Origin of the sequence: Enterobacter cloacae complex sp. P6RS, assembly GCF_014982245.1 — a bacterium.
GTDB classification, from domain to species: Bacteria; Pseudomonadota; Gammaproteobacteria; order Enterobacterales; family Enterobacteriaceae; genus Enterobacter; species Enterobacter bugandensis.
The window spans coordinates 79,702-101,856 of the sequence record NZ_JADCLB010000004.1 but is presented as its reverse complement, the minus strand read 5'-3'; the positions used below and the strand labels follow the sequence as shown (position 1 = coordinate 101,856).

Sequence of the window (22,155 nt, the reverse complement as noted above, 5' to 3'; positions counted from 1 at the left end):
TTCATGACAAAAAGTCTTAATGTTCAGTGAAGTGACTTTTCTGCGATTGTTTTTTATTTATAATTAACGCCAGCCATTGAATGAAAGTCTACAGGAAGTCTTACTCATCAATGTCTGTATTGAGGGATGTTCAACGCCAGAATACATATTGTCGTTAATATTACAGCGCTATAAAACGAAGGCGGCCTTCTTTCTGAAGGTGCGTTCTTGCTTTAATCTAAAAGGGATGGTTAGTGGCAACTTCAATAGTGTTAGTGACCCAGGATCGCTATCTTGTCAGGGGGATGAGGCTATTTTTCCCGGATATTATCCTGCTCGACTCGATTGACAGAAACATATTTGATAACGGTGCAGATGAATATTCTGTGTTGATTGATAGCCGTTCTCCGCTCCGTTTATATGATTACCTGATACGCCATCCGGCCAGAACAAAAAAAACGATCTGCTGCGTTATGCTGGATATGCGACATCGCGAGGAGAATCTACTCAGTATGAAGTTGTTTATGAACACGTCGCTTACGGCGCCGGATATGGCATCGTTATTTAACCTGGTGCTCAATATGAAGGGCAGGCGTCTGACCACCAAGTGGCTGCTTAACTTACGGCTTGGCACGCACGAAGCGATCATGCTGCGGTTGTTGAGGGCAGGGATGTCGATGGAAGCGATTGCCGATGAACTGAACACGTCGGTGAAGAGCCTCTATCGCAAACGGACGGCGCTGTCGGAACGCCTGGGGGCGGAGAACTTCAACGAGGCGTGTTTGTTTATCTTTAAAAACAAACTGCTGGATGCGGTTGGGAACGATCCCTGAATTCCTGAGAGCCTAAAAGCAAAAACCCGCCACAAGGGCGGGTTCTTTTACTGGAAATAATTCAGAACGACCAGCGCAGATTAGCGTTAACCGAGTTGACGCGGGTATCCGCACCATATTGCCCCTGATAACCCACATCCAGCGTCGCAGCACGTGACAGCTGTACGCTCACGCCGATATCACCCACCATCACGTCCTCATCCACGGCCTGCCCTTGAGTAATGAACGCGTCGCTGCCCGCAAACGCCATGCGCGAAGAGGTATTCTTATCGCCATAGGCGTGCTGCCAGCCCAACGAACCGTAGAGGTTCACGTTCTTCGGCAGCTCGGTCACACCGCGCACCCCGAGGGTGGAGTAGAAGGTGTTCATCGTTTCGTTACTTACGCTCAGCGCGGCGGCACCGCCGTCTTCCCTGAAGCTGTCGGTATGCAGTCGAATGTACGATAAATTGACGAACGGCTCGATATTCATTTCAGGCTGGCCGAAGCGGTAACCCGCTTCGGTGAACGCCAGCAGCGAGTTGGCGTCGTAATCCGACTTCAGCCGATCCGAGAAGCCGCTGAAATCAACGCTGCGCTCGCCTTCGATCTTGTGCCAGGTGTAACCCAGCGCGCCGCGAAGGGAGAACGCATCCTGTTGACCCGCCGCATACAGGCCAAGGTGGTAGTTATCGGTATCCGTTGAGGAACGACGGCTGTCGACGTCGTAATCACCGCGGCTGTAGCCGAAGTAGCCACCGACACGCACGTTATGATCCGCCAGCTTGCGATCTGCTCCCAGCAGGAAGCCGGTGGTGTTGCCGTCCAGCTTGCCCACGTTACCGTCGCCGTCGTTTCGGCTCCAGGAGCTGAAGGTCTGGCCCCAGACGCCATTGTTTTGCGGCTCCGGCTGCTGCACCAGCGACATCGCTAACGGTGGTATCGGCAGGCTATCGTTATCAAACGCGCGCTGCATACGCTGGTTTAAGACGTTAAACACCTGCCCGCTGCCGGCGATCAGGTTGGACTGCATTGACGGATAAACTTCACCGGACAGCTGGTTGAACGCCTCGCGCGCTTCCGGCGCGCTGAGTACCAGCAGCGAGTTATATAGCGCCAGAGACGGGCCGCTTTGCGTCAGGGTGGAGAGCGCGCCGGCGGTATTCCATTGGTTGCTGCTTTTGGCGACGGTCTGGAAAATCCCCGGCTTGCCGCTGCCCGGATTCTCACTGCCAGGGTTTTCTCCGCCCGGGTTCTCACCGCCTGGGTTTCCTCCTCCTGGATTTTCACCTCCCGGGTTTTCGCCTCCCGGATTCTCGCCGCCGGTCTCTTTCTGCGCGATGGTCAGATCGACGGCGTTGGTGCTCTGGTTGAGCGCCACGTCCAGGAAGGCGGATTTAGACACCGCCCCCGCGAACTGACCGTCAATCCCCCCGTCGGAGGTTAAAATGCGGTAGCTTTGGCCCGTTTTGTAGCTGGTTTGCGGATCCAGCGCGGTGACCTGTACCTGAGCCCGATCGCTGATGGTCGTTTTGCCTGCGACCAGCAGCTGGTCGCTGCGGCCATCACCGGCGATATCGACGTCATAGAAAGAGTCACCCACAAAATTCAGATAACGTTTCAGCGTCAGCGTGCCGATATCGCCATCACCGGGCGAGATATGCCCGCCGGAAAGGATCTCGGTCTGGCCCAGCGTGCCGTTCCCTCCCAGCGTTCCGCCGGCCTTGATTGAGGCGGCGCTGCTGTAGCCCAGCCCGTCGCTAACGTCGGATCCCGCCGTCGCGTTGAGGATCAGCGTCCCGCCGTTCTCGGCGCTAAGGGTCTGAATATCAAAAATATCGTCTTCTGGCTGGGTGTTGATGTTGCTGGCGATAATGACTTTGCCACCGCGCGCGGTCACGTTCGCCTGAAGGGCTGAAAGATCGCCATTCAGCGTTGTCTGCCCGGAAGTATTGATCACCTCACCTTCGCCGCTCATCTTGTTGCTGAAGACGTAATTTTCATCGGTATGGTTGAAGTAGACATAGCTGCCGAACAGCCCGCCGCGCAGGCTGATTGCCGTATTCGCATCGAGAGTACCCGCGCCGCCCGCTGTGCCAAGCGTTGGCTCAGTTAAACCCGTGCCGGTGTCCATATTGCCGCGGCTGCCGATAATGAGCGCACCCCGGTTCGAGCCGGAACCCGAGGTCCCCACGATCAGCGTATTGCTGCCAGCGGAAAATGAACCGCCGTCAATCACCGACAGCACGCCATTGCCATAATCGCCCACGCTCACGCTGCTGCCGCTGGTAAAGCGCGAGTCTTTGCCCGCAATAACCAGCTCGGCGGTTTTACCTGCCCCGGAGACGCCCGCCACCTGCACGCCGCCAACGTTGACCGCACCGCCGTTCAGCACGTCCAGGTCGCCATAAAGCGTCAACGTACGGCCAACATTCCACTGTGAGCCGCTCCCCGTGACGGTGGCTTTCGGGCTTAGCGTGTCGGTTTCACCCGGCCCGGTACCGTTGCCGATGCGCGCATCGTAGGCGGTGCTGAGCGCCGCGCCGTCTTCAATCGCCAGCGTGGAGCGTGCCCCCAGATCGGTACCTACGCTGAGAAAATTACTGGTCACGCGAGAGCCGGCGCCAGTGGCGATAAGGTGACTGTCGTAGCCGCGGGTGGTGCCGACAACAATTTCTTTTGCGCTGGCCAGCGCGCCTTCTTCGACTCGCAGGGTGCCGAGGCCAAGATTCAGGTCGCCGCGCAGAACGTACTGATCGTTCACCGCGTTAAGCTCAGCGTTTGGCCCACGGACCGTGACCACGCTTTCATAAATTTGGCCGTCGAACAGCCGACCGATGTTGATGTTATAGGCGGTGATTTTGCCATTATCAATCAGCAGGTTTCCGGGTTGATTACGTCCAACGTAAACATCTCCGGTGTAACCCAGCGTTTCGGTTATACGCGCCTCGCCATCAAAAATGGCATCGGCTGCGCGCGCGAAATCGGCAGGTGAAAGCAGTAACAGCGGCGCGGAAAATAGAGCGAGGTAAAGTCTGGAAAGCGGCGTCTTAACCGCTAAAGCATGCGATGTAGAGTTATTCACGGGCTATCTCCGTACTCATTAGCGTGATGTCTGGAAAATCGTTTTTATGAAAACTCAGATACGTCAGAAAATATAAAAGGCGTTATTTATGTACGCCTTTTCATTTGCCGTTAATTATTTATGCGTGACAACAGGGGTACAGGTTGGTGCGCTGAGCGTCGGGGCGGATCCTAAAATCCCCGGCATCATCATTGATGAGCAATCGAAAATACGCCCTTTTTCCGTCGTAGCGCGATAAGACAGTTTTTGCCCTCCCAGTGCGTCCGGCTGGGCGCCATTAACATTGGTAACGGTTATTTCATCCGATGAGCCCAACCCCAGCATTTTAGCGGTCTCCGCCTGCAGGAGTGGAATAGCCTGATCGGTTTTTAGCGTGGAACAACCGGCGAGCATCAACGTAACGCTTAAAAAGATGAGTGGTTTTTTCATAAATTATCCTTGATATCCAATCAGTTAATTTCACTGATTGTATTTATGTTTTCAATTACCCAAATCAGCGAATAATATATTTCCCTTTCCTAATCGAAAAAACCCTCCTAAAGTAGGGTGGGTAGATAATAATTCATCTGTACACTCAGATATGCGAAGGTAAAAGGAGGATCCTTTGGGGCAGAATTATGCGTTGGTCGTTGATGACCATCCATTGGTAGCAAGCGGCATCGCTAATTTTCTGATTTCACATTGCCAGTTTAAGCAGGCGAGCGTGGTGACGAATGAGGAAGATTGCTACCGTCAAATTAGGGATAATGGCCCGCCGCGCTTGCTGGTAATCGATTTTTGGCTTTCGTCCGGAACGGCACTGAAATTACTCAAAGAAGTAAAACAACATTACCCACAGGTACGGTTCCTGGTGGTCAGCGGGGATGACAATAATGACATCTGGCAGAAAGTTCACGCCGCCGGGGGACACGGATTTGTATTGAAAAGCGAACCGCCTGAAATGTTCTCACGGGCCGTTTGTGCACTCCTTGATAATCTGACCTGGTTTCCTGAGAGAAACGATTTTCCCGTTGAATCGAATAATGAGAAGTTAAGTAAATTTAACTTAACGCCGCGACAAATAGACGTTTTAAATATGATTATGCGCGGCCTGCCAAATAAACGAATCGCCGCGCAGCTTTCAATTTCTGAGCCCACGGTCAAAGAACACATCAGCAATATATTGAAAAAGATAGGCGTTAACAGCCGGGTCGAAGCCATCACGCTTCTGCATGGCAAGCGGGAATCATCAGAATGAGGTTTTTCCAGAGCTTACAGAAGGATGGTATCTCATCTCCCGCTCAGATCCGTTTGCTAAACAACACTTTTTTGCGGCTGGTGTTCAGCTTTAGCGCGGTGCCATTTGTCGGTATTCCTTTTGCCATCTGGATCTATTTGCTGGGCGATGAACTTGGCCTAACCATTATCTGGATAATTATTTACCTGCTATGTGCCGTGGCGATCCGCATATTGCACCGACGCTACCAGCGCGAAGTGAAAGAGCATGATGAAGAGGACGTCCTGCGCCGCTGGCTTCCGCGCATAAATAAGATCGCTTTTATTCACGGGCTGGGGATTTCATCTCTCTATTTAATTACTCCGCAGACGCAGAACTTTGACTTTTTCCTGCTCCTTAATATCAGTATTGCCGCCATCGTCGCCGCCAATGCGACGCATCTGACGCCAGTCATCAGCACCTTTACGTGTTTTTTCTTCGCCTCCTGGGGAGTATTGAATATCGGCATCATCTGGCGGCTGGACGAGCTGATATTCATTGTGCTGATGCTGAACCTGCTGTACGGTTTCGCCATTTACCGCCATGCGTTAACGTCGCACGCGTACTTTATTCAGCAAGCGCTGCTTGAGGAAAAAAGCTCACGCCTGGCAGAACAGTTTCGCCAGGCCAAAGAGGAAGCGGAGCAGGCGCTGCTGGATAAAAATCAGTTCCTGACGACAGCCAGCCACGACCTGCGTCAGCCGGTACACGCCATGGGCTTTCTGATCGAAGCGATTATCCACCGAAACCGGGACGACAGCCTGACGCCCCAGCTGCTTGACCTGCAGCAGAGCGTTCGCTCGGTGCATTTGATGTTCAATTCTCTGCTCGACCTCAGCAAGATTGAATCCGGGAAAGTGCTCACTGCCCCTACCAAAGTGGACATCGGCGCTCTGCTCGACTCGGTGATCACGCTGTTTCGCGAAGAGGCCAACAGCCGTGCACTTAGGCTGTCCACCCGTCGACCCAAACGCCGCATCCACGTGATGGGCGACCCGCTGCTGGTGCGACAATCTCTGATTAACCTGATTCAAAACGCCCTTCGCTACACGCAGCAGGGTGGCGTGCTGGTTGCCATCCGACCGCGCGGTGACGAGTGCCTGGTGGAGGTGTGGGACACGGGTGTCGGTATCGCTGATGACGAGAAAGGTAAAATCTTCTCCCCTTACTACCGCCCCGAACTGGCCTGGAAGATCGACAGCGCCGGACACGGGCTGGGCCTCGCCGTGGTTGCCCGCTGTGCCAGGCTGATGAAGGTGAAGTACGGGATGCAATCCATAGAAGGTAAAGGCTCACGCTTCTGGATGCGCTTCACTCAATATGCTGGCGAAGAGATCGCGACGGACATCCCGCCCGCCGATAACAACGCCTCTGCGCCGGTACGCTATGCGCCGCTGCGCGGTTCTTGCCTGGTCGTCGATGACGACCCGCTGGTGACGTCAGCCTGGGAGAGCCTTATGAGCGTTTGGGGAATCAAGGTGCGCTGCGCGGCCTCCGCTGAAGAAGCGTTCGCCATCATCGACGACGGCTTCACCCCGTTTGCCGTGCTGTGCGACCAGCGCCTGCGATCCGGCGAAAGCGGCTTTGACATCCTGAAAGCGCTTTTTGAACGTCTGCCGGACATGAGCGGCGCGATGGTCAGCGGCGAATTTAATTCGCCTGTTCTGCTGGAGGCGGAGCAGGAAGGGTATCTGGTGCTGCGCAAGCCTCTGGAGCCGGCTAAACTGCATGCGCTGCTGACGCAGTGGTCAGGGTGTCGTGGATAGGGGAATAGATAATAGCAGCATTGCGCTTCACTGTAGGGCCAGATAGTACGCGGTGTCCTGCTGTGATGCCAATGTGTCGGTATGGTTGAGCCGCTGAGGGAGGATTTCGCGGGCCTGATTAATGATTTCATCGTGCATGATGCCTCCTGTGGTGATCTGCATGTTGCTTCTACCGGGCAGGGCGGGAGATGTTGGAAACGGCCCCGAAGGAGTCATTAAAGTTGCTACCAGCGAAGTTCCGCAGTGGGCAATAATGTCAGTTTTCGAGCGTATACTCTAAGATATCTTCAACTCGTTGATATATATAAATTTGATGAATATCGTCAGGTAGCGATTTATCCGCCAAATTAAGTTAAACTTCGTCACAGGTTTCAGTGAGTTATGGGACGGATAACAGAATGACCAGCGAAGAGGCACTTTTAAAATCAGGTTTTAGCAAACGAGATCTTCAAAAGCTAAAAAACAATATTGAAAATTACGGTGGTTCGTTTGATAGCGTAACTCATGATCTGGCCAATCGTTTTAAGGCTATGAAGTGGATAACTATTATTGCCTTCATCATACTGGCTTTAACTCTTTTACTTGCATCCAAGGATACAAGCCTGACACTTGCACTCACGTTATTGATTGTACTACCTTTCATCTGGTATATAACGCCAGCAAAACTTGGCTACAAATCCTGGCGTTATCGTAAAATGCTGACTAATTCTGGGACGGGTCGCTGACGGACAACAGATCAAAAATAATCTTAGCTTTCACGCCATAACCCGCTATTTTCATTGTAAGCTGCGGGCGGCTCAGTGTGCTCACCTTTCGGTAATAGTCAGCAGGGAGATAACGAAACAGTCGCCAGGTACCAGGTCGCCGTAACAATCCAAAAATGGTGTACGCATTAGCGGCCAGTGAAATTGATTTGTAGACACCTAACCCATTCTCACGACTAAAGCCCATAAACTCAGCTGTAGACATCGCGGCATTCGCGACCAGCCCTTCACTGGTAGTGTTGTTAGTTGCGTAGCGAGCCACTTCTTTACTGATGCTGTTTGCCCCGTCAGTAACCAGAATCGCACCAGCAAGAACCCCGAGAGGGGTCATAGTGCCTATGAGGGTAAATCCTGCGGCTATTTCAGCACCGGCCAGGACAACACTAACAGCCGAGATCACATACCCAACAATTTTGTTATTCTCTCGGATAAACTCGACTTTAGCGTAAAGCTTCGCTGCCTTCGTTCTTAATAAACGCGCTTGTTCCAGCAGGTTACTGTTTTCTTCTCTGAGAATCTTAACGCATTCCATGCATTCTTCATCTGATTTAGCCCGACGAGCTAACGTAAACTGATTTTCTATGAGGTCCCGAATTTCCTGAACAAACTTCATTCGAGTCAAACTATCGCTGAGATGAAAAGCCGACAGAGTGTTGGCTGTATTTACCAGTTTCCTGGCTTCCATATTCACCATCGTTTCCGCCCAGGCTTTATTTCTTCCACCTGAGCGCATCATGTTAAGTAATGCTGCATCCATTGTAGTTCCTCTCAATTGCTTTACCGGCCTCTGCTTAGACTGATAAACGCCCCCCTGACAGCCATGCGTGCCAACGCACACACAATATAGTAGCAATGTGGTTACGGTGTCTGAAGTAGAAGTCGCTTTTTACAGCTTCGTTCCTCGGCCTACTTTACTGCGGTTAGCCTGGGACTGTTCCAGCAGTGTACGGAACGCCGACAGGTCACTTTTCAGGATGTCCCGAATGGATTTACCACCAATCAATCTAATAAAACAGTTAGCCGATGGGGTGTAATCACGGATACGTGATGCCGCTCTGTCGGGCTCTGTCCAGTTGATATGTGCATTTGTAATGCTCAAATAGATTGGTGAAGGTCAGGTTTTTCTGCTTCTGTGTGGCGGTAAAGGCGATAAACACGCCAGTTGTACCACCGGGAAGCGGGGCCGGAGGAGAGATAAGGGTGTAACTACTGTTCAAACAACGAGTTGCTGACTCAGAAAGCAAAAACCCCCGCCGAAGCGAGGGTTATAAATAAGTGGTGCCCGGACTCGGAATCGAACCAAGGACACGGGGATTTTCAATCCCCTGCTCTACCGACTGAGCTATCCGGGCAACGGGGCGCATTAAACCCGATCTGCCCGTTGCCGTCAACGAAAAATGTTGTTTTCGTTACAGACTGCGCAATCTCTCGCCATTTCGCCGCAATCTTAAGCGAAAAAGTGCGTCCAGAGCGCAGAGAGCGGCATGGCGAGCAGTAATGCGGGCAGCATATTCACCACAGCAAACATTTTGATCCCGCAAATACGTAGGCCCGTCGCCAGCAGCAGCAGGCCGCCGACGGCGGTGAAGTCCGCCATCATCGCTGGCGTGGTCAGCGGGAGAATCAAGGTGGCGCAGGTGGCAAGCGCGAGTTGAATCAGCAGCATCGGCACGCAAATCGCCGCAACGGCAATGCCAAGCGTGGTGGCGAAAATGGTGGCGGTGAAGAAATCGAGAAACGCTTTTGCAATCAATATGCTTGGGTCGCCCGTCATCCCTTCCTGCATCGAGCCGAAAATCCCGGTGCCGCTTGCGCAAAACAGAATAATGATGGCGACGTAGTTCTGAATAAACGACTCGTGCGTGCCGTGTTTCGCCTTACCCGGTCGGGCAATCAGGTTTTTGGCTTTGCCCACCGCGCTATTGATGCCTTTTTCCAGATAGCAAAACTCGCCAATCAGTGCGCCGAGCAGTGTAGCCAGCACCATGACGGGCAGGTTGGCGCATTTGATCACTAAAAGGATGCCGATGCCTAAGGATGCCAGGCCGAATATAGAGGGCATGGATGAACGGATACGCTCCGGCAGCCGCTGACTCAACACTGCGCCCAGTACGCCGCCCAGCAATACGGCTCCGGCGTTAATAAATGGCCCGATAACCACGGTTAACTCCTGTTATTTACTCATTGATATTGCATTATTATGGCACGTCAGGGCTGCGCGAGCCTTAGCTTTGGGTGGTTTCGTGCATACTGATTCCTTCTTGCGCGTGAAAATAAAAGGTGACATTATTGCGCGAATTTTCTCCTCCCTGTCTCACCGCTCGGTGAGGGTATTTGCGCTTATGAAAACCATGAAAATTGCCGTCAGCCATGAGCTGGTATCCAAAGTTTCTACGCACCGTGAAAAGGTGACGCTGGATAACACCGATTTCACCGATGTGGCGGCAGTCGTCATTACCGTTGTTGAAAGCTACAGCGGCATTCTCGCGTTGCTGAAGCGTACGGGCTTTCAGCTACCGGTGTTTATGTTCTCGCAAGAGCCTGGAGAGGTGCCTGATGGCGTCACGGCGATTATCTCGGGTAAAGCTCAGGAGTTTCTGGAACTGGAGAGCGCCGCCTGCCGTTACGAAGAGGAATTGCTGCCGCCTTTTTTCGATACCCTGAGCCAGTATGTAGAGATGGGCAACAGCACCTTCGCCTGTCCGGGCCACCAGCACGGGGCTTTTTTCAAAAAACACCCGGCAGGGCGACAGTTCTATGATTTCTTCGGTGAGAACGTGTTTCGCTCCGACATGTGCAACGCGGACGTTAAGCTGGGCGATCTGCTGATCCATGAAGGCTCCGCCAAGCACGCGCAAAAGTTCGCGGCGAAAGTATTCAACGCGGACAAAACCTACTTTGTGCTGAACGGCACGTCGGCGGCCAACAAGGTGGTGACCAACGCGCTGCTGACCCGCGGCGACCTGGTGCTGTTCGACCGCAACAACCATAAATCTAACCACCACGGCGCACTGATCCAGGCGGGCGCCACGCCGGTGTATCTTGAGGCGGCGCGCAATCCGTTTGGCTTTATCGGCGGGATCGACGAGCATTGCTTTGATGACGCGTATCTGCGGGATCTGATCCGCGAGGCGGCGCCGGAAAAGGCCGACGAGGCCCGCCCGTTCCGCCTGGCGATCATTCAGCTTGGCACCTACGACGGGACGATCTACAACGCCCGCCAGGTGATCGACAAGATCGGCCATCTGTGTGACTACATCCTTTTTGACTCCGCGTGGGTGGGCTACGAGCAGTTTATTCCGATGATGGCTGAAACGTCCCCGCTCTTGCTGGAGCTTAACGAGAACGATCCGGGTATTTTCGTGACCCAGTCGGTGCACAAACAGCAGGCCGGGTTCTCGCAAACCTCGCAGATCCATAAAAAAGACAATCACCTTCGCGGTCAGGCGCGTTTCTGCCCGCACAAGCGGCTGAACAACGCGTTTATGCTGCACGCCTCCACCAGCCCGTTTTATCCGCTGTTTGCGGCGCTGGACGTGAACGCCAAAATTCACGAGGGCGAGAGCGGGCGCAGGCTGTGGGCGGAGTGCGTCGAGCTGGGCATTGAGGCGCGCAAGGCCATCATCGCCAACTGCCATATGATCAAACCGTTTATCCCGCCGGTGGTGGCGGGGCGGCCATGGCAGGATCACCCCACGCAGGTCATCGCGAGCGAGCGTCGCTTCTTTAGCTTCGAGCCGGGGGCCAAATGGCACGGATTTGAGGGTTATGCGAGCGAGCAGTATTTCGTCGACCCGTGCAAGCTGCTGCTGACCACGCCGGGCATTGATGCAGAAACAGGTCACTATACCGATTTCGGCATTCCGGCGACCATTCTCGCCCACTACCTGCGCGAAAACGGCATCGTGCCGGAGAAGTGCGACCTCAACTCGATCCTGTTCCTGCTGACGCCTGCCGAAAGCAGCGAGAAGCTGGCGCAGCTGGTGGCGATGCTGGGGCAGTTTGAGCAGCATATTGAAGACGACACGCCGCTCGCCGACGTGCTGCCGACCATCTACCAAAAATACCCGGTGCGTTACCGCGACTACACGATCCGTCAACTGTGCCAGGAGATGCACGATCTCTACGTCAGCTTTAACGTGAAGGATCTACAGAAGGCGATGTTCCGCCGGGAGAGCCTGCCCGCCGTAGTGATGAACCCGCAGGATGCCAACCAGGAGTACATTCGCGGGAACGTGGAGCTGGTGCGTATTCGTGACGCTGAAGGGCGCATTGCCGCCGAAGGTGCGCTGCCGTACCCGCCAGGCGTGCTGTGCGTGGTGCCGGGAGAAGTCTGGGGCGGGGCGGTACAGCGTTACTTCCTGGCGCTGGAAGAGGGCATTAATATGCTGCCGGGCTTCTCGCCGGAGTTGCAGGGTGTTTACAGCGAGAAGGATGCGGACGGGATTAAGCGGCTGTATGGGTACGTATTGAATGTCTGAACGTAGGCCCGGTGGCGCAAGCTTACCGGGCCTATAATACTTCGTCAGGCTTCTGCGCGGCGGTACATCCTTCTCGGATGCCCAATCTTCCCGTACAGCATCTCCACCGTCAGAAAACCCACCTCCACGCAGTGTTCCAGATAGCGTCGGGTGGTGGTTTTACTCAGCCCCGTCTCGCTCACCACCTCATCCACCGTAAAGCAGTGCGCCGCCTTGCTGTTAAACAGCGTTTGCACCCGCGCCAGCGTGTTCTCCTCTATTCCCTTGCTGCCGTTGTCCAGACGATAGTTTTTCGCCTGTAACTGATAGAGTGAATCCACGTTCTGCTGGTCGACAATCTTCCAGACCCGCTGCTGTTCGGCAAACTGCACAAAACGCTCCAGCGACTGGCTGAGCCGCTTCCAGGAGACCGGCTTAAGGATATAGTCAAACGCGCCGTTTCGAATGGCCTGGCTACAGGTGTCCATATCGCTGGCGGCGGTGATGAAAATCACCGAGCAGTTGGCGCGGGCCAGCATCGGGTTGCTGATAAGCGTGATGCCTTTGCCGTCCGGCAGGTAGTTATCCAGCAGCATCAGCTTCGGCTGTTTGCTCTCCAGCTGTCGCTGCGCGTCGGCCAACGACGCGGCAATCCCCACCAGCCTCAGGCGCGGATGTTTACCGATAAGCTCCGCGTGCAGCTGTGCCAGTTCGTTCTCGTCTTCAACAATCAGTACGTCGATAAGTTCATGTTGCATAGTCGGTATCTTCCAGTTGCCGGACGGTTCCCGAGGCCGGGATAAACAGTGAGAAAATGGTCCCGTGCGGCATGTTATCGGCAACTTCTATTGTGCCGCCAGCCTGCGTGACGTAGCTTTCGATCAGATACAGGCCAATCCCGTGATCGCCCCGCGTTTTGGTGGTGATGCCGCGTTCAAATATCCGGTCACGGATCGCCGGGGTAATGCCAACGCCCTGGTCGGCCACTTCAATAATCAGCTCCTGCTCGCTGAGTTTTATCAGCACTTCCACCGGCGCATGCGGGAGCGGCGATCGCTGCGTCGCTTCGATGGCGTTATCCAGCAGGTTGCCAATAATCGAAATCAGCTCTTGCTCTCCCAGCGGCAGGAACGGTTTGTCCAGCCGACAGGCCGGGTCGAAACTCAGCTCGACGCCTTTCTCACGCGCGCGGGCGGCTTTTCCCAGCAGCAGCCCGCAAAGTGTCGGGGAACTAAAGCGGGAGGAGATAAAGTCCAGCAGCTCCTGAGCATGCTCCGACTGCGCCTGAATGTAGCGAATGGCCTCTTCATAGCGGCCCATATGCAGCAGGCCGGAGAGGGTGGTCATCCGGTTCAGCTGCTCATGACGCATAATGCGCAGGTTATCGACGTAGCGTTTTACCTGGCTGAGCTGGCTGCTGAGAGAGTCGATCTCGTTGCGATCGCGGAAGGTGATCACCCAGCCCTGCAGCGACTCCTCAAGCATGATGTGTACCCGGCTGGCAATCACCGTGAGATCGTTAAAGCGGCAAATCTCGTCATGGGTATCTTTCGCCAGCATCGTCTGCGTGTCGAAGAACGGGACCGGATCGATCACCTGGCTTATCAGCTGCCCGCGCAGTTCCCGGGCCGGCTGGCTCAGGCCCAGCAGCTTGCGCGCCGCCTGGTTGATCACCTCTATGCGCCGTTCGTTATCAATGGCAATCACGCCTTCGTAGATGGACTCCATCATCGCCTTTTGCTGGCGCACCAGCAGACCGATCTCTCGTGGCTCCAGGGAGAAGATCTGCTTCTTAATACTACGGGTAAAGAACCAGGAGAAGACAAAGAGGGCGATCAGCAGCAGCACGGCGGCAATCAGGATATTGACCACTTTACTGACGGTAATGGTGTCCAGGTAGCTGGTGAGATAGCCAACTGAAACAATGCCGACCACCTGCCCGGCGTCGTTGAAAATGGGCGCTTTACTGCGCAGTGAAATGCCCAACCCGCCTTTACGTATGGTTGTCGTGCTTTTCCCCTGCAATACGGCTTCATTGTCGCCGCCGACCAGCGTCGTGCCCACCCTGTCGGCAAAGACGGAGTGAAAAAGATGCCGTCCCGCATTATCGCCAATGACAATAAAGCTGGCGTCGCTGTGCGCGGCCATTTTCTGCATGAAATCATGAATGGCGTTGATATCTTTTTGTTCAACTTCAGTACGCAATGACGGAATAAGCGCAATCTCTTCCGCCTGTATTTTAGCGCGCGCACTCATTTCCTGATAAAGCTGTTTTCCGACATCGGCATAATAATATCCGCCCAGCAGCACAAAAAGCACTGAGAAAAAGGCAACGAGCGAAATAAACAGCTTAATCTGGAAAGAGACTTTCATAACCATCACGAAAAGTAGCGGCAAAGATCGTCAATATATCATCTTTTTTCATGCGGATGTCCGCTTTGCGGGAAACTTGTGATCCCTTGCACAGCAAGGGCTGTAAATGATTTGTCCAGAAGGCTTATGATCTTCATGCTGCTAAGTTAAATGTTATTTGGTCGTTCAATTCAGAAAAGAAACCATAAAAACCACGATAATAAATAAGGCATAAATCACATTAAATAAAAGAAACCATAAAAACCATAGCTGCCATTAAAACTTCGCTTTTAATATGCCATTCCTCACATAAAGTAGGCCTTTGTGACTCTAAGCTGAACGCACAAAATAACTAAGGGGCTTATTATGAGCACAACTGATGATTCTTTCTCTGTTACCCACGACCCGATTGAAATTCAGCGGCCATCCCTCAAGGAGCGGTGGTGGCATATTATGGATACCTGGAAAATCGGGATTATTCCTCTGCCGCTGTTCGTTCTGGCGGGCGCGCTGATCGCGATTGATTGCCTGGGCGGAAAGCTGCCGAGCGATATCGTGGTGATGGTGGTGACGCTGGCCTTCTTCGGCTTTGCCTGCGGTGAGTTCGGCAAACGCCTGCCGATTGTCGGCAAGCTTGGTGCGGCGGCGATTTGCGCCACCTTTATCCCTTCCGCGCTGGTCTACTACGGTTTGCTGCCGGACGTGGTGGTGGAATCCACGACCAAATTCTACAAATCCACCAACATTCTCTACCTCTATATCTGCTGCATTATCGTCGGCAGCATCATGAGCATGAACCGCACGGTGCTGATTCAGGGCTTCCTGCGCATCTTCTTCCCGATGCTGTGCGGTGAAATCGTCGGCATGATTGTTGGCATGGGCGTGGGGCTGGCGCTGGGCCTGGAGCCGTTCCAGATCTTCTTCTTTATCATTCTGCCGATCATGGCGGGCGGCGTCGGGGAAGGGGCGATTCCGCTTTCCATCGGCTATGCCACCCTGCTGCATATGGACCAGGGCGTAGCGCTCGGCCGCGTGCTGCCGATGGTCATGCTCGGCGGCCTGACGGCAATCATCATCTCCGGCTGCCTGAACCAGCTCGGTAAACGCTACCCGCACCTGACCGGTGAAGGCCAGCTGATGCCTAACCGCGCGAATGCCGATGCCACCGTCTCTCAGCCTGCGTTTTCCGGTAAAGCGGACGTGACGACTATCGCCTCCGGCGCGCTGCTGGCGGTGCTGCTGTACATGCTGGGCATGCTCGGCCACAAGCTGATTGGCCTGCCTGCGCCCGTTGGCATGCTGTTTATGGCGGTGCTGGTGAAGCTCTGCAACGGCGCTTCTCCGCGCCTGCTGGAGGGCTCGCAGGTGGTGTACAAATTCTTCCAGACCTCCGTGACCTACCCAATCCTGTTCGCCGTTGGCGTGGCCATTACCCCGTGGCACGAGCTGGTCGCGGCGTTCACCGTCAGCAACCTGCTGGTGATTATCAGCACCGTCTCCGCGCTGGTGGCGACCGGGTTCTTCGTCGGTAAAAAGATTGGTATGCACCCGATTGATGTCGCCATCGTCTCCTGCTGTCAGAGCGGACAGGGCGGTACCGGCGACGTGGCGATACTGACCGCAGGCAACCGCATGAGCCTGATGCCGTTCGCCCAGATTGCTACCCGTATCGGCGGGGCGATTAACGTCTCTGTCTCACTGCTGATTCTGGGCAACTTCCTCGTCTAAGTATTCAGGAAAAAACAATGAAACTCGCAAGCTTTTTATACCAGGGAAAACGCAGCTACGGCATCGTTCAGGCCGAGGGCGTGATTGATTTAGGCCGCCGTCTCGGCGACCGCTACGGCGACCTTAAAGCGCTGCTGCAGGGCAACGGGCTGGCGCAGGCCACCCGTTACCTGAACGACGCGGTGGACGTGCCGCTGAGCGCCATCACCTTCTTACCGGTGATCGTGCAGCCGGAAAAAATCCTCTGCGTGGGCATGAACTACGCCGACAAACGCAAGGAGTTTGACCAGCACAACCCGGCTCCGACGCTGTTTGTCCGCTTCCCGGACTCACAGACCGGCCACAACGAGCCGGTGCTGAAGCCGCGCCACTCCAGCGAATTCGACTACGAAGGCGAGCTGGCGGTGATCATCGGTAAGGGTGGGGAGAACATCAGCCGCGATGACGCCCTTCGCCACGTGGCGGGCTACAGCTGCTACATGGACGGCTCAGCCCGCGACTGGCAGCACACCTGGTTCACCGCCGGTAAAAACTGGCGTCAGACCGGGGCGTTTGGCCCCTGGATGGCGACGGCGGATGAGATACCGGACCCGCACAGCCTGGCGATCCGCACCTGGCTTAACGGCCGCATGGTGCAGGAGGACAACACCAGCAGCATGATCCACAAGGTCGCGGAGCTCATCGAGTACATCAGCACCTTTACCCGCTTAAGCCCGGGCGACGTGATCATCACCGGCTCCCCGGGCGGCGTGGGTAAAAAGCGTAACCCGCCGCTGTTTATGAAAGAGGGGGATCGCATTGAGGTGGAGATCGAGCATATCGGTCATCTAAGCAACGTGATTGTTGAAGCGCCAGCCGTCGGGCTTGCGGCGGCACACTGAGAAAGGCGGCATGAACAGTCAACCCATCGATTTTCGCCAGACGCTGGTGGCGAAACACCCGGAACGCTTAAGCCAGATCCGCTACCTGCTGGCAGACAGCGGCCTTGGCCTGGACAACGACATCACGCTGTTTGTCGAAGCCTGGTCCGGCGCGCAGCTGGTGGGTTGCGCAGGACTTGCCGGCAACGTCATCAAATGCGTGGCGGTCAACGAGCAGCTTCGTGGGGAAAACCTCAGCGCGCGGCTGCTGGCAGAGGTGGAAAATGCGGCGCTGGAGCGCGGCCATTTTCACCTCTTCCTCTGCACCCGTCCGTGCAACCGGGAGCGCTTTGCCCGCAGCGGCTTCTGGCCAATTGCCCAGAGCGGGAACAACGCGGTGCTGATGGAGAACACCCCGCAGGGGATCGCGCGCTACTGCCGTACCTTAAGCCGGATGCGAAAGGACGGGGAGAAAACTGGCGCGATAGTGATGAACGCCAATCCGTTCACCCTCGGCCACCGCCATCTGGTGGAGCAGGCGGCGGCGCGGTGCGATGCCCTGCATCTGTTCGTGGTGCGTGAAGACGCCTCGTTCTTCCCGTTCAGCGCGCGTCTCGAGATGGTGCGCGCGGGCGTAGCCCATCTGCCGAACGTGGTGGTGCATGAAGGCTCGCAGTACATCATCTCCCGCGCCACCTTCCCGGCCTACTTCCTGAAGGAGACCGGAAAAGTGCAGCAGGCGTGGAGCGAGATCGACGTGCTGATCTTCCGGGACTTCATCGCCCCGGCGCTCGGCATCACGCACCGCTTCATCGGCTCGGAGCCGTTTTGCGACATCACCCGCCAGTACAACCAGACGCTGCATGACCTGCTGGCCTCGCATATCGAAGTGGTGGAAATGCCGCGCATCAAGGCCACCGGCAACGCCATTTCGGCGTCCGAAGTTCGCCGTTTACTCAAGACACAGCAGTTTTCCCGGATCCGGGAGATCGTCCCGGACTCCACCTTCGCGCATCTCGAAACACACTATCGTGCGAGTGCGGAAGTCGCATAACTATCAGGAATTTATCATGAATATTGTAAGGGAGGCGCTGGCCGGAACGCAGGAGTCCAGCGACCTGATGGTGAAAATCGCCCCCGCTCACGGAGAGCTGGAGATTGTCATCCACAGTGAAGTGATTAAGCAGTTTGGCGAGCACATTCGCCAGGTGGTCAACGACACGCTGCGCGCCATGAACGTGCGCCAGGGGCTCATCATTATTGAAGACAAAGGGGCGCTGGACTGTGTTATTCGCGCCCGCCTGCAAAGCGCGCTGATGCGTGCCGCCGATGAACGGGCCATCAACTGGGAGGCGCTGAAATGAGCAAACTCCGCCGCAGTATGCTGTTCCTGCCGGGCGCCAACGCCGCCATGCTTTCCACCGCGTTTATCTACCGCCCCGACTCCATCATGTTTGACCTTGAGGACGCCGTCGCCCTGCGTGAGAAGGACACCGCGCGCATGCTGGTTTTCCACGCGCTACAGCACCCTATGTATCAGGATATCGAAACCGTGGTGCGCATTAACCCGCTCAGCACGCCGTTTGGCCTGCTGGATCTGGAAGCCGCCGTGCGCGCGGGTGTGGACGTGATCCGCCTGCCAAAAACCGACACCCCGGACGACGTCTACGAGCTGGAAGGCCATCTTGAGCGCATCGAACGCGAGTGCGGCCGCGAGGTCGGCTCCACCCGCGTGATGGCGGCGATTGAGTCGGCCATTGGCGTCATCAATGCCGTGGCGATTGCCCGCAGCTCCCCGCGCCTCATCGGCATCGCGCTGGCCGCCTTTGACTACGTGATGGACATGCAGACCGAGCGCGGCGACGGCACCGAGCTGTTCTATGCCCGCTGCGCCGTGCTGCACGCCGCTCGCGCCGCGGGCATCGACGCCTTCGATGTGGTGTGGTCAGACGTTAACGACGAGGCCGGGTTCCTTCGCGAGGTCGATCTGATCCGCAAGATGGGCTTTAACGGCAAATCGCTGATTAACCCGCGCCAGATTGACCTGCTGCATAACGCTTATGCACCGACGCAGGAAGAGGTGGATCATGCCAAAAGGGTGATTGAGGCGGCAGAAGAGGGCGAGCGTAACGGCCTGGGCGTGGTGTCGCTCAACGGCAAAATGGTGGATGCACCGATTATTAACCACGCGCAGGTGGTGCTGGAGCGCGCGGCGGCCTCCGGCGTGCGTCGGTAAGGATGACAAAATGAATCAGACTGAACTTCTCCACGTAAACTTCCCCCATCTGCGGGACCTGAAACCCTTTGATACTGCCCACAGCGCGACGCCCTGGCTGGCGGACAGTGACGCGAAGCACAACCGCAAGCTATGTGCCTCCCTTGAAGAAGCCGTAGCGCGCAGCGGCCTGCAGGACGGGATGACCATCTCCTTCCACCATGCCTTTCGCGAAGGCGACCGGGTGATCAACACCGTTGTGGCGCTGCTGGCGCGGATGGGATTTAAAAATTTGACTCTGGCCTCCAGCTCGCTGATGACCTGCAACGACGCTCTGATCGAGCATATTGAAAGCGGCGTCATCACCCGGATTTACACCTCGGGCATGCGCGGCAGGCTGGCGGACGCCATCTCCCACGGGCTGATGGACGAGCCGGTACAGATTCACTCCCACGGTGGGCGCGTGAAGCTGCTCCAGGGCGGCGAGCTGAATATCGACGTGGCGTTTCTCGGCGTGCCGTGCAGCGATGCGTTTGGCAATGCTAACGGCACGCACGGTAAATCGTGCTGCGGCTCGCTCGGCTACGCGATGGTGGACGCGCACTTTGCCCGTAAGGTGGTGCTGCTGACCGAAGAGCTGGTGCCATTCCCGAATATGCCCGCCAGCCTGGTGCAGGACCAGGTGGACTACATCGTGCAGGTGGAGAGCGTGGGCGATCCGGCGAAAATCAGCGTCGGCGCGGCGCGCGTCACCAGCAACCCGCGCGAGCTGATGATCGCCCGCTATGCGGCGGACGTGATTGAACACTCCGGCTATTTCAAACCGGGCTTCTCGATGCAGACCGGCTCCGGCGCGGCGGCCACCGCCTGCACCCGCTTTATGGAAGAGAAGATGGAGCGCAGCGGCGTGAAGGCGCGCTTTGCGCTCGGCGGCATCACCGGCAGCCTGGTGGATCTGCACGAGAAGGGGCTTATCGAAAAGCTGCTCGACACCCAGTGCTTTGACGGCCAGGCGGCGGCTTCGCTGGCGCGCAACCCGAACCACGTAGAGATCTCCACCAACGTCTACGCCAACCCCGGCAGCAAGGCGGCAAGCTGCGACCAGCTCGACGTGGTGATCCTCAGCGCCCTGGAAATTGACGTTGATTTCAACGTCAACGTCATCACCGGCTCCGACGGCGTGATGCGCGGCGCATCCGGCGGACACTGCGACGTGGCGGCGGCAGCCAACCTGACCATCGTGGTCGCGCCGCTGCTGCGCAGCCGCATTCCGACGGTGGTCAAGCGCGTCACCACGCGCCTCACGCCGGGGGAGAGCATCGACGTGCTGGTCACCGACCACGGTATTGCAGTCAACCCGGCGCGCCAGGAGATCCGCGAGCGGCTGCTGGAGGCCGGGCTGAAGGTAGTGGACATCAGCGCGCTCTATGAGCGGGCGATTTCCCTGACCGGCGTACCGAAACCGATTGAATTTACAGACAAAATCGTCGGGGTGATCCGCTACCGCGACGGCAGCGTGATCGACACCGTACGACAGGTGAAGGAGTCAGTATGATTTTAGCGACACCCGTGCGGGCGGGTGTCAGCCTGGAGGAACTGCTGGCGGCGAAAGAGCGTCGCGCAGCCCGTCAGGCTGACATGCTTGAGCACTATAAACAGCCGGTGATCTCCCTAACGCTGGTCACGCCAGGGGAAATCAAGGACAGCCTGCGCTATCGCAACACCATGGGCGTGGCGCTCCAGATGTGCGACCAGCTGCTGTGGGAGAACCGCTGGCAGGTGCTGGACCGGCAGGTGCTGTGGCTGCCCACCGGACCGGAAGCCTTTTGGTGCGTCGCCCATCCGGCGGCGGAAATCAAAGCGCACTGCGCGGAACTGGAGCAGACGCACCCGCTCGGCAGGCTGTGGGATCTGGACGTGATCTGCCCTCAGCACGGCCACGTCGGGCGTCAGTCGCTGGGGGCAAACCTCAGGCGCTGTCTGATCTGCGACGAGCCCGCGCATGCCTGCTCCCGTTCGCGGCGCCATCCCGTTGAGCAGGTAGTTTCCCGCGTGGAGAAGACGATCGATGACTGGTTTGCTCGCGACTAAACCGCGCCCGGTTGATGTGCCCGCGCTTGCCGAAGCGGCGCTGTGGCAGGAGCTGGAGCTGACGCCCAAGCCGGGGCTGGTGGACAAGCTCAACAACGGTTCCCATCGCGATATGGACCACGCGCTGTTTGTCCGCAGCATCGCGGCGATTGCACCGTGGTTTTCGCGCTTTGCTGAACTCGGTAACGTGCATGCGGATAAACCCGCTGACGCACAGCTGCGGATTATCCGCCCGATGGGGATGGCCTGCGAGCAGGCGATGTACGCCGCGACGAACGGCGTGAACACGCATAAGGGCGGGATTTTTGCTCTCGGCCTGCTGTGCTTCGCTGCCGGGCGTGTGAAAAATGTCTCTGCGGACAGCCTCTGTTGTGAGGTGAGTAACATCTGCAGCGGGCTGGTGTCGCGGGAGCTGGCAGCGCGCAGCGGGCAGGCGACGGCGGGCGAGCGGCAGTTTCAGCAGTACGGCTTAACCGGGGCGCGAGGCGAGGCGGAGAGCGGCTTTGCGACGGTGCGTAAGGCGCTGGGGCAGTGGAACGGACAGTCGCTTCACGGCCTGCTGTTGCGCCTGATGGCGGTCAATCAGGACAGTAATCTCGTGTCACGCGGCGGCATTCAGGGGCTGCGCTACGTTCAGGGCTATGCGCGGAAACTGCTGGCTAACGGCTGGGATCGCGACGCGTTGCTTAAGATGGATAAGGCACTGATTGAACGAAACCTGAGTCCGGGCGGCAGCGCGGATTTGCTGTCGGTGGGGTGGATGCTCTCTGCAATAAAATAGCCGGGTG

General features: G+C 56.4%; 19 protein-coding genes and 1 tRNA gene. 13 read left to right on the top strand and 7 right to left on the bottom strand.

Going from position 1 to position 22,155, the window contains the following annotated elements:
- The first annotated feature begins 284 nt into the window (after nucleotides 1-284).
- Nucleotides 285-812 carry a helix-turn-helix domain-containing protein gene (locus tag INF73_RS02785; RefSeq protein WP_045260784.1) on the top strand — a complete coding sequence of 176 codons (528 nt, stop codon included), beginning with the start codon at nucleotides 285-287 and terminating at the stop codon, nucleotides 810-812.
- Nucleotides 813-873: 61 nt separating this feature from the next.
- On the opposite strand, the gene INF73_RS02780 is transcribed toward INF73_RS02785, so the two are convergent.
- On the bottom strand, nucleotides 874-3,876 hold the full coding sequence (locus INF73_RS02780) for an autotransporter outer membrane beta-barrel domain-containing protein (RefSeq protein WP_193540922.1): 3,003 nt from the start codon (nucleotides 3,874-3,876) through the stop codon (nucleotides 874-876).
- Between the two features lie 114 nt (nucleotides 3,877-3,990).
- On the bottom strand, nucleotides 3,991-4,305 hold the full coding sequence (locus INF73_RS02775) for a lipoprotein (protein ID WP_028014394.1): 315 nt from the start codon (nucleotides 4,303-4,305) through the stop codon (nucleotides 3,991-3,993).
- A gap of 175 nt (nucleotides 4,306-4,480) precedes the next feature.
- On the opposite strand from INF73_RS02775, the gene INF73_RS02770 reads away from it, so the two are divergent.
- The 3 genes from INF73_RS02770 (at nucleotide 4,481) to INF73_RS02760 (ending at nucleotide 7,622) form a co-directional block, all read left to right on the top strand.
- Complete coding sequence (locus INF73_RS02770; RefSeq protein WP_028014393.1) at nucleotides 4,481-5,113, top strand: response regulator transcription factor; 633 nt, start codon at nucleotides 4,481-4,483, stop codon at nucleotides 5,111-5,113.
- Nucleotides 5,110-6,897 carry a hybrid sensor histidine kinase/response regulator gene (locus INF73_RS02765; protein WP_193540921.1) on the top strand — a complete coding sequence of 596 codons (1,788 nt, stop codon included), beginning with the start codon at nucleotides 5,110-5,112 and terminating at the stop codon, nucleotides 6,895-6,897. The genes INF73_RS02770 and INF73_RS02765 overlap by 4 nt, the downstream gene beginning before the upstream one ends.
- 398 nt (nucleotides 6,898-7,295) lie before the next feature.
- Nucleotides 7,296-7,622: a hypothetical protein gene (locus tag INF73_RS02760; RefSeq protein ID WP_023298582.1), complete on the top strand. Its 327-nt coding sequence runs from the start codon at nucleotides 7,296-7,298 to the stop codon at nucleotides 7,620-7,622.
- Here INF73_RS02760 and INF73_RS02755 read toward each other — a convergent pair.
- From INF73_RS02755 to INF73_RS02745, 3 genes are all read right to left on the bottom strand, one after another.
- On the bottom strand, nucleotides 7,600-8,418 hold the full coding sequence (locus tag INF73_RS02755; protein WP_059358309.1) for a DUF4225 domain-containing protein: 819 nt from the start codon (nucleotides 8,416-8,418) through the stop codon (nucleotides 7,600-7,602). The genes INF73_RS02760 and INF73_RS02755 overlap by 23 nt on opposite strands.
- A gap of 519 nt (nucleotides 8,419-8,937) precedes the next feature.
- Nucleotides 8,938-9,013: transfer RNA gene (locus INF73_RS02750), tRNA-Phe, on the bottom strand.
- Nucleotides 9,014-9,108: 95 nt separating this feature from the next.
- Nucleotides 9,109-9,822, bottom strand: a complete 714-nt coding sequence (locus tag INF73_RS02745) for a DUF554 domain-containing protein (RefSeq protein WP_045260780.1) — start codon at nucleotides 9,820-9,822, stop codon at nucleotides 9,109-9,111.
- A 181-nt stretch (nucleotides 9,823-10,003) separates the two neighbouring features.
- Between INF73_RS02745 and INF73_RS02740 the strand changes: the two genes are divergently transcribed.
- Entirely contained in the window at nucleotides 10,004-12,142 is a 2,139-nt protein-coding gene (locus INF73_RS02740) for an ornithine decarboxylase (protein WP_193540919.1), read from the top strand.
- Nucleotides 12,143-12,186: 44 nt separating this feature from the next.
- Here INF73_RS02740 and INF73_RS02735 read toward each other — a convergent pair whose 3' ends face one another.
- Nucleotides 12,187-12,879, bottom strand: a complete 693-nt coding sequence (locus tag INF73_RS02735; RefSeq protein WP_047367414.1) for a response regulator — start codon at nucleotides 12,877-12,879, stop codon at nucleotides 12,187-12,189.
- Nucleotides 12,869-14,494 (bottom strand): sensor histidine kinase, encoded by a 1,626-nt coding sequence (locus INF73_RS02730; RefSeq protein ID WP_193541036.1) that lies wholly within the window; start codon nucleotides 14,492-14,494, stop codon nucleotides 12,869-12,871. The genes INF73_RS02735 and INF73_RS02730 overlap by 11 nt, the downstream gene beginning before the upstream one ends.
- A 345-nt stretch (nucleotides 14,495-14,839) precedes the next feature.
- Here INF73_RS02730 and INF73_RS02725 point away from each other — a divergent pair, with 345 nt between their 5' ends.
- Genes INF73_RS02725 through citG form a run of 8 tightly spaced genes read left to right on the top strand, consistent with a single transcriptional unit; the run spans nucleotide 14,840 to nucleotide 22,148 of the window.
- Nucleotides 14,840-16,201: a 2-hydroxycarboxylate transporter family protein gene (locus INF73_RS02725; protein WP_193540917.1), complete on the top strand. Its 1,362-nt coding sequence runs from the start codon at nucleotides 14,840-14,842 to the stop codon at nucleotides 16,199-16,201.
- Nucleotides 16,202-16,218: 17 nt separating this feature from the next.
- Nucleotides 16,219-17,082, top strand: coding sequence for a fumarylacetoacetate hydrolase family protein (locus tag INF73_RS02720; RefSeq protein WP_059355464.1), 864 nt, complete (start codon nucleotides 16,219-16,221; stop codon nucleotides 17,080-17,082).
- A 10-nt stretch (nucleotides 17,083-17,092) separates the two neighbouring features.
- Complete coding sequence (gene citC, locus INF73_RS02715; RefSeq protein WP_153656863.1) at nucleotides 17,093-18,115, top strand: [citrate (pro-3S)-lyase] ligase; 1,023 nt, start codon at nucleotides 17,093-17,095, stop codon at nucleotides 18,113-18,115.
- Nucleotides 18,116-18,131: 16 nt separating this feature from the next.
- Entirely contained in the window at nucleotides 18,132-18,425 is a 294-nt protein-coding gene (gene citD / locus INF73_RS02710) for a citrate lyase acyl carrier protein (protein ID WP_150145036.1), read from the top strand.
- The gene (gene citE / locus INF73_RS02705) at nucleotides 18,422-19,297 is read left to right on the top strand and encodes a citrate (pro-3S)-lyase subunit beta (protein WP_028014383.1); all 876 of its coding nucleotides are present in this window, start codon (nucleotides 18,422-18,424) and stop codon (nucleotides 19,295-19,297) included. The genes citD and citE overlap by 4 nt, the downstream gene beginning before the upstream one ends.
- 10 nt (nucleotides 19,298-19,307) lie before the next feature.
- On the top strand, nucleotides 19,308-20,831 hold the full coding sequence (gene citF / locus INF73_RS02700; RefSeq protein WP_193540915.1) for a citrate lyase subunit alpha: 1,524 nt from the start codon (nucleotides 19,308-19,310) through the stop codon (nucleotides 20,829-20,831).
- Nucleotides 20,828-21,367, top strand: coding sequence for a citrate lyase holo-[acyl-carrier protein] synthase (gene citX / locus INF73_RS02695; RefSeq protein ID WP_193540914.1), 540 nt, complete (start codon nucleotides 20,828-20,830; stop codon nucleotides 21,365-21,367). Before citF ends, citX begins: the two co-directional genes overlap by 4 nt.
- The gene (citG, locus tag INF73_RS02690) at nucleotides 21,345-22,148 is read left to right on the top strand and encodes a triphosphoribosyl-dephospho-CoA synthase CitG (protein ID WP_193540912.1); all 804 of its coding nucleotides are present in this window, start codon (nucleotides 21,345-21,347) and stop codon (nucleotides 22,146-22,148) included. The genes citX and citG overlap by 23 nt, the downstream gene beginning before the upstream one ends.
- Nucleotides 22,149-22,155: the final 7 nt, after the last annotated feature.

Coding starts and splice junctions, on each gene's coding strand:
- citF (WP_193540915.1), top strand. CDS start 19,308: ATGAATCAGACTGAACTTCTCCACGTAAACTTCCCCCATCTGCGGGAC.
- INF73_RS02765 (WP_193540921.1), top strand. CDS start 5,110: ATGAGGTTTTTCCAGAGCTTACAGAAGGATGGTATCTCATCTCCCGCT.
- citX (WP_193540914.1), top strand. CDS start 20,828: ATGATTTTAGCGACACCCGTGCGGGCGGGTGTCAGCCTGGAGGAACTG.
- citD (WP_150145036.1), top strand. CDS start 18,132: ATGAATATTGTAAGGGAGGCGCTGGCCGGAACGCAGGAGTCCAGCGAC.
- INF73_RS02775 (WP_028014394.1), bottom strand. CDS start 4,305: ATGAAAAAACCACTCATCTTTTTAAGCGTTACGTTGATGCTCGCCGGT.
- INF73_RS02735 (WP_047367414.1), bottom strand. CDS start 12,879: ATGCAACATGAACTTATCGACGTACTGATTGTTGAAGACGAGAACGAA.
- INF73_RS02755 (WP_059358309.1), bottom strand. CDS start 8,418: ATGGATGCAGCATTACTTAACATGATGCGCTCAGGTGGAAGAAATAAA.
- citC (WP_153656863.1), top strand. CDS start 17,093: ATGAACAGTCAACCCATCGATTTTCGCCAGACGCTGGTGGCGAAACAC.
- INF73_RS02740 (WP_193540919.1), top strand. CDS start 10,004: ATGAAAACCATGAAAATTGCCGTCAGCCATGAGCTGGTATCCAAAGTT.
- INF73_RS02720 (WP_059355464.1), top strand. CDS start 16,219: ATGAAACTCGCAAGCTTTTTATACCAGGGAAAACGCAGCTACGGCATC.
- INF73_RS02725 (WP_193540917.1), top strand. CDS start 14,840: ATGAGCACAACTGATGATTCTTTCTCTGTTACCCACGACCCGATTGAA.
- INF73_RS02760 (WP_023298582.1), top strand. CDS start 7,296: ATGACCAGCGAAGAGGCACTTTTAAAATCAGGTTTTAGCAAACGAGAT.
- INF73_RS02785 (WP_045260784.1), top strand. CDS start 285: ATGAGGCTATTTTTCCCGGATATTATCCTGCTCGACTCGATTGACAGA.
- INF73_RS02730 (WP_193541036.1), bottom strand. CDS start 14,494: ATGAAAGTCTCTTTCCAGATTAAGCTGTTTATTTCGCTCGTTGCCTTT.
- citG (WP_193540912.1), top strand. CDS start 21,345: ATGACTGGTTTGCTCGCGACTAAACCGCGCCCGGTTGATGTGCCCGCG.
- citE (WP_028014383.1), top strand. CDS start 18,422: ATGAGCAAACTCCGCCGCAGTATGCTGTTCCTGCCGGGCGCCAACGCC.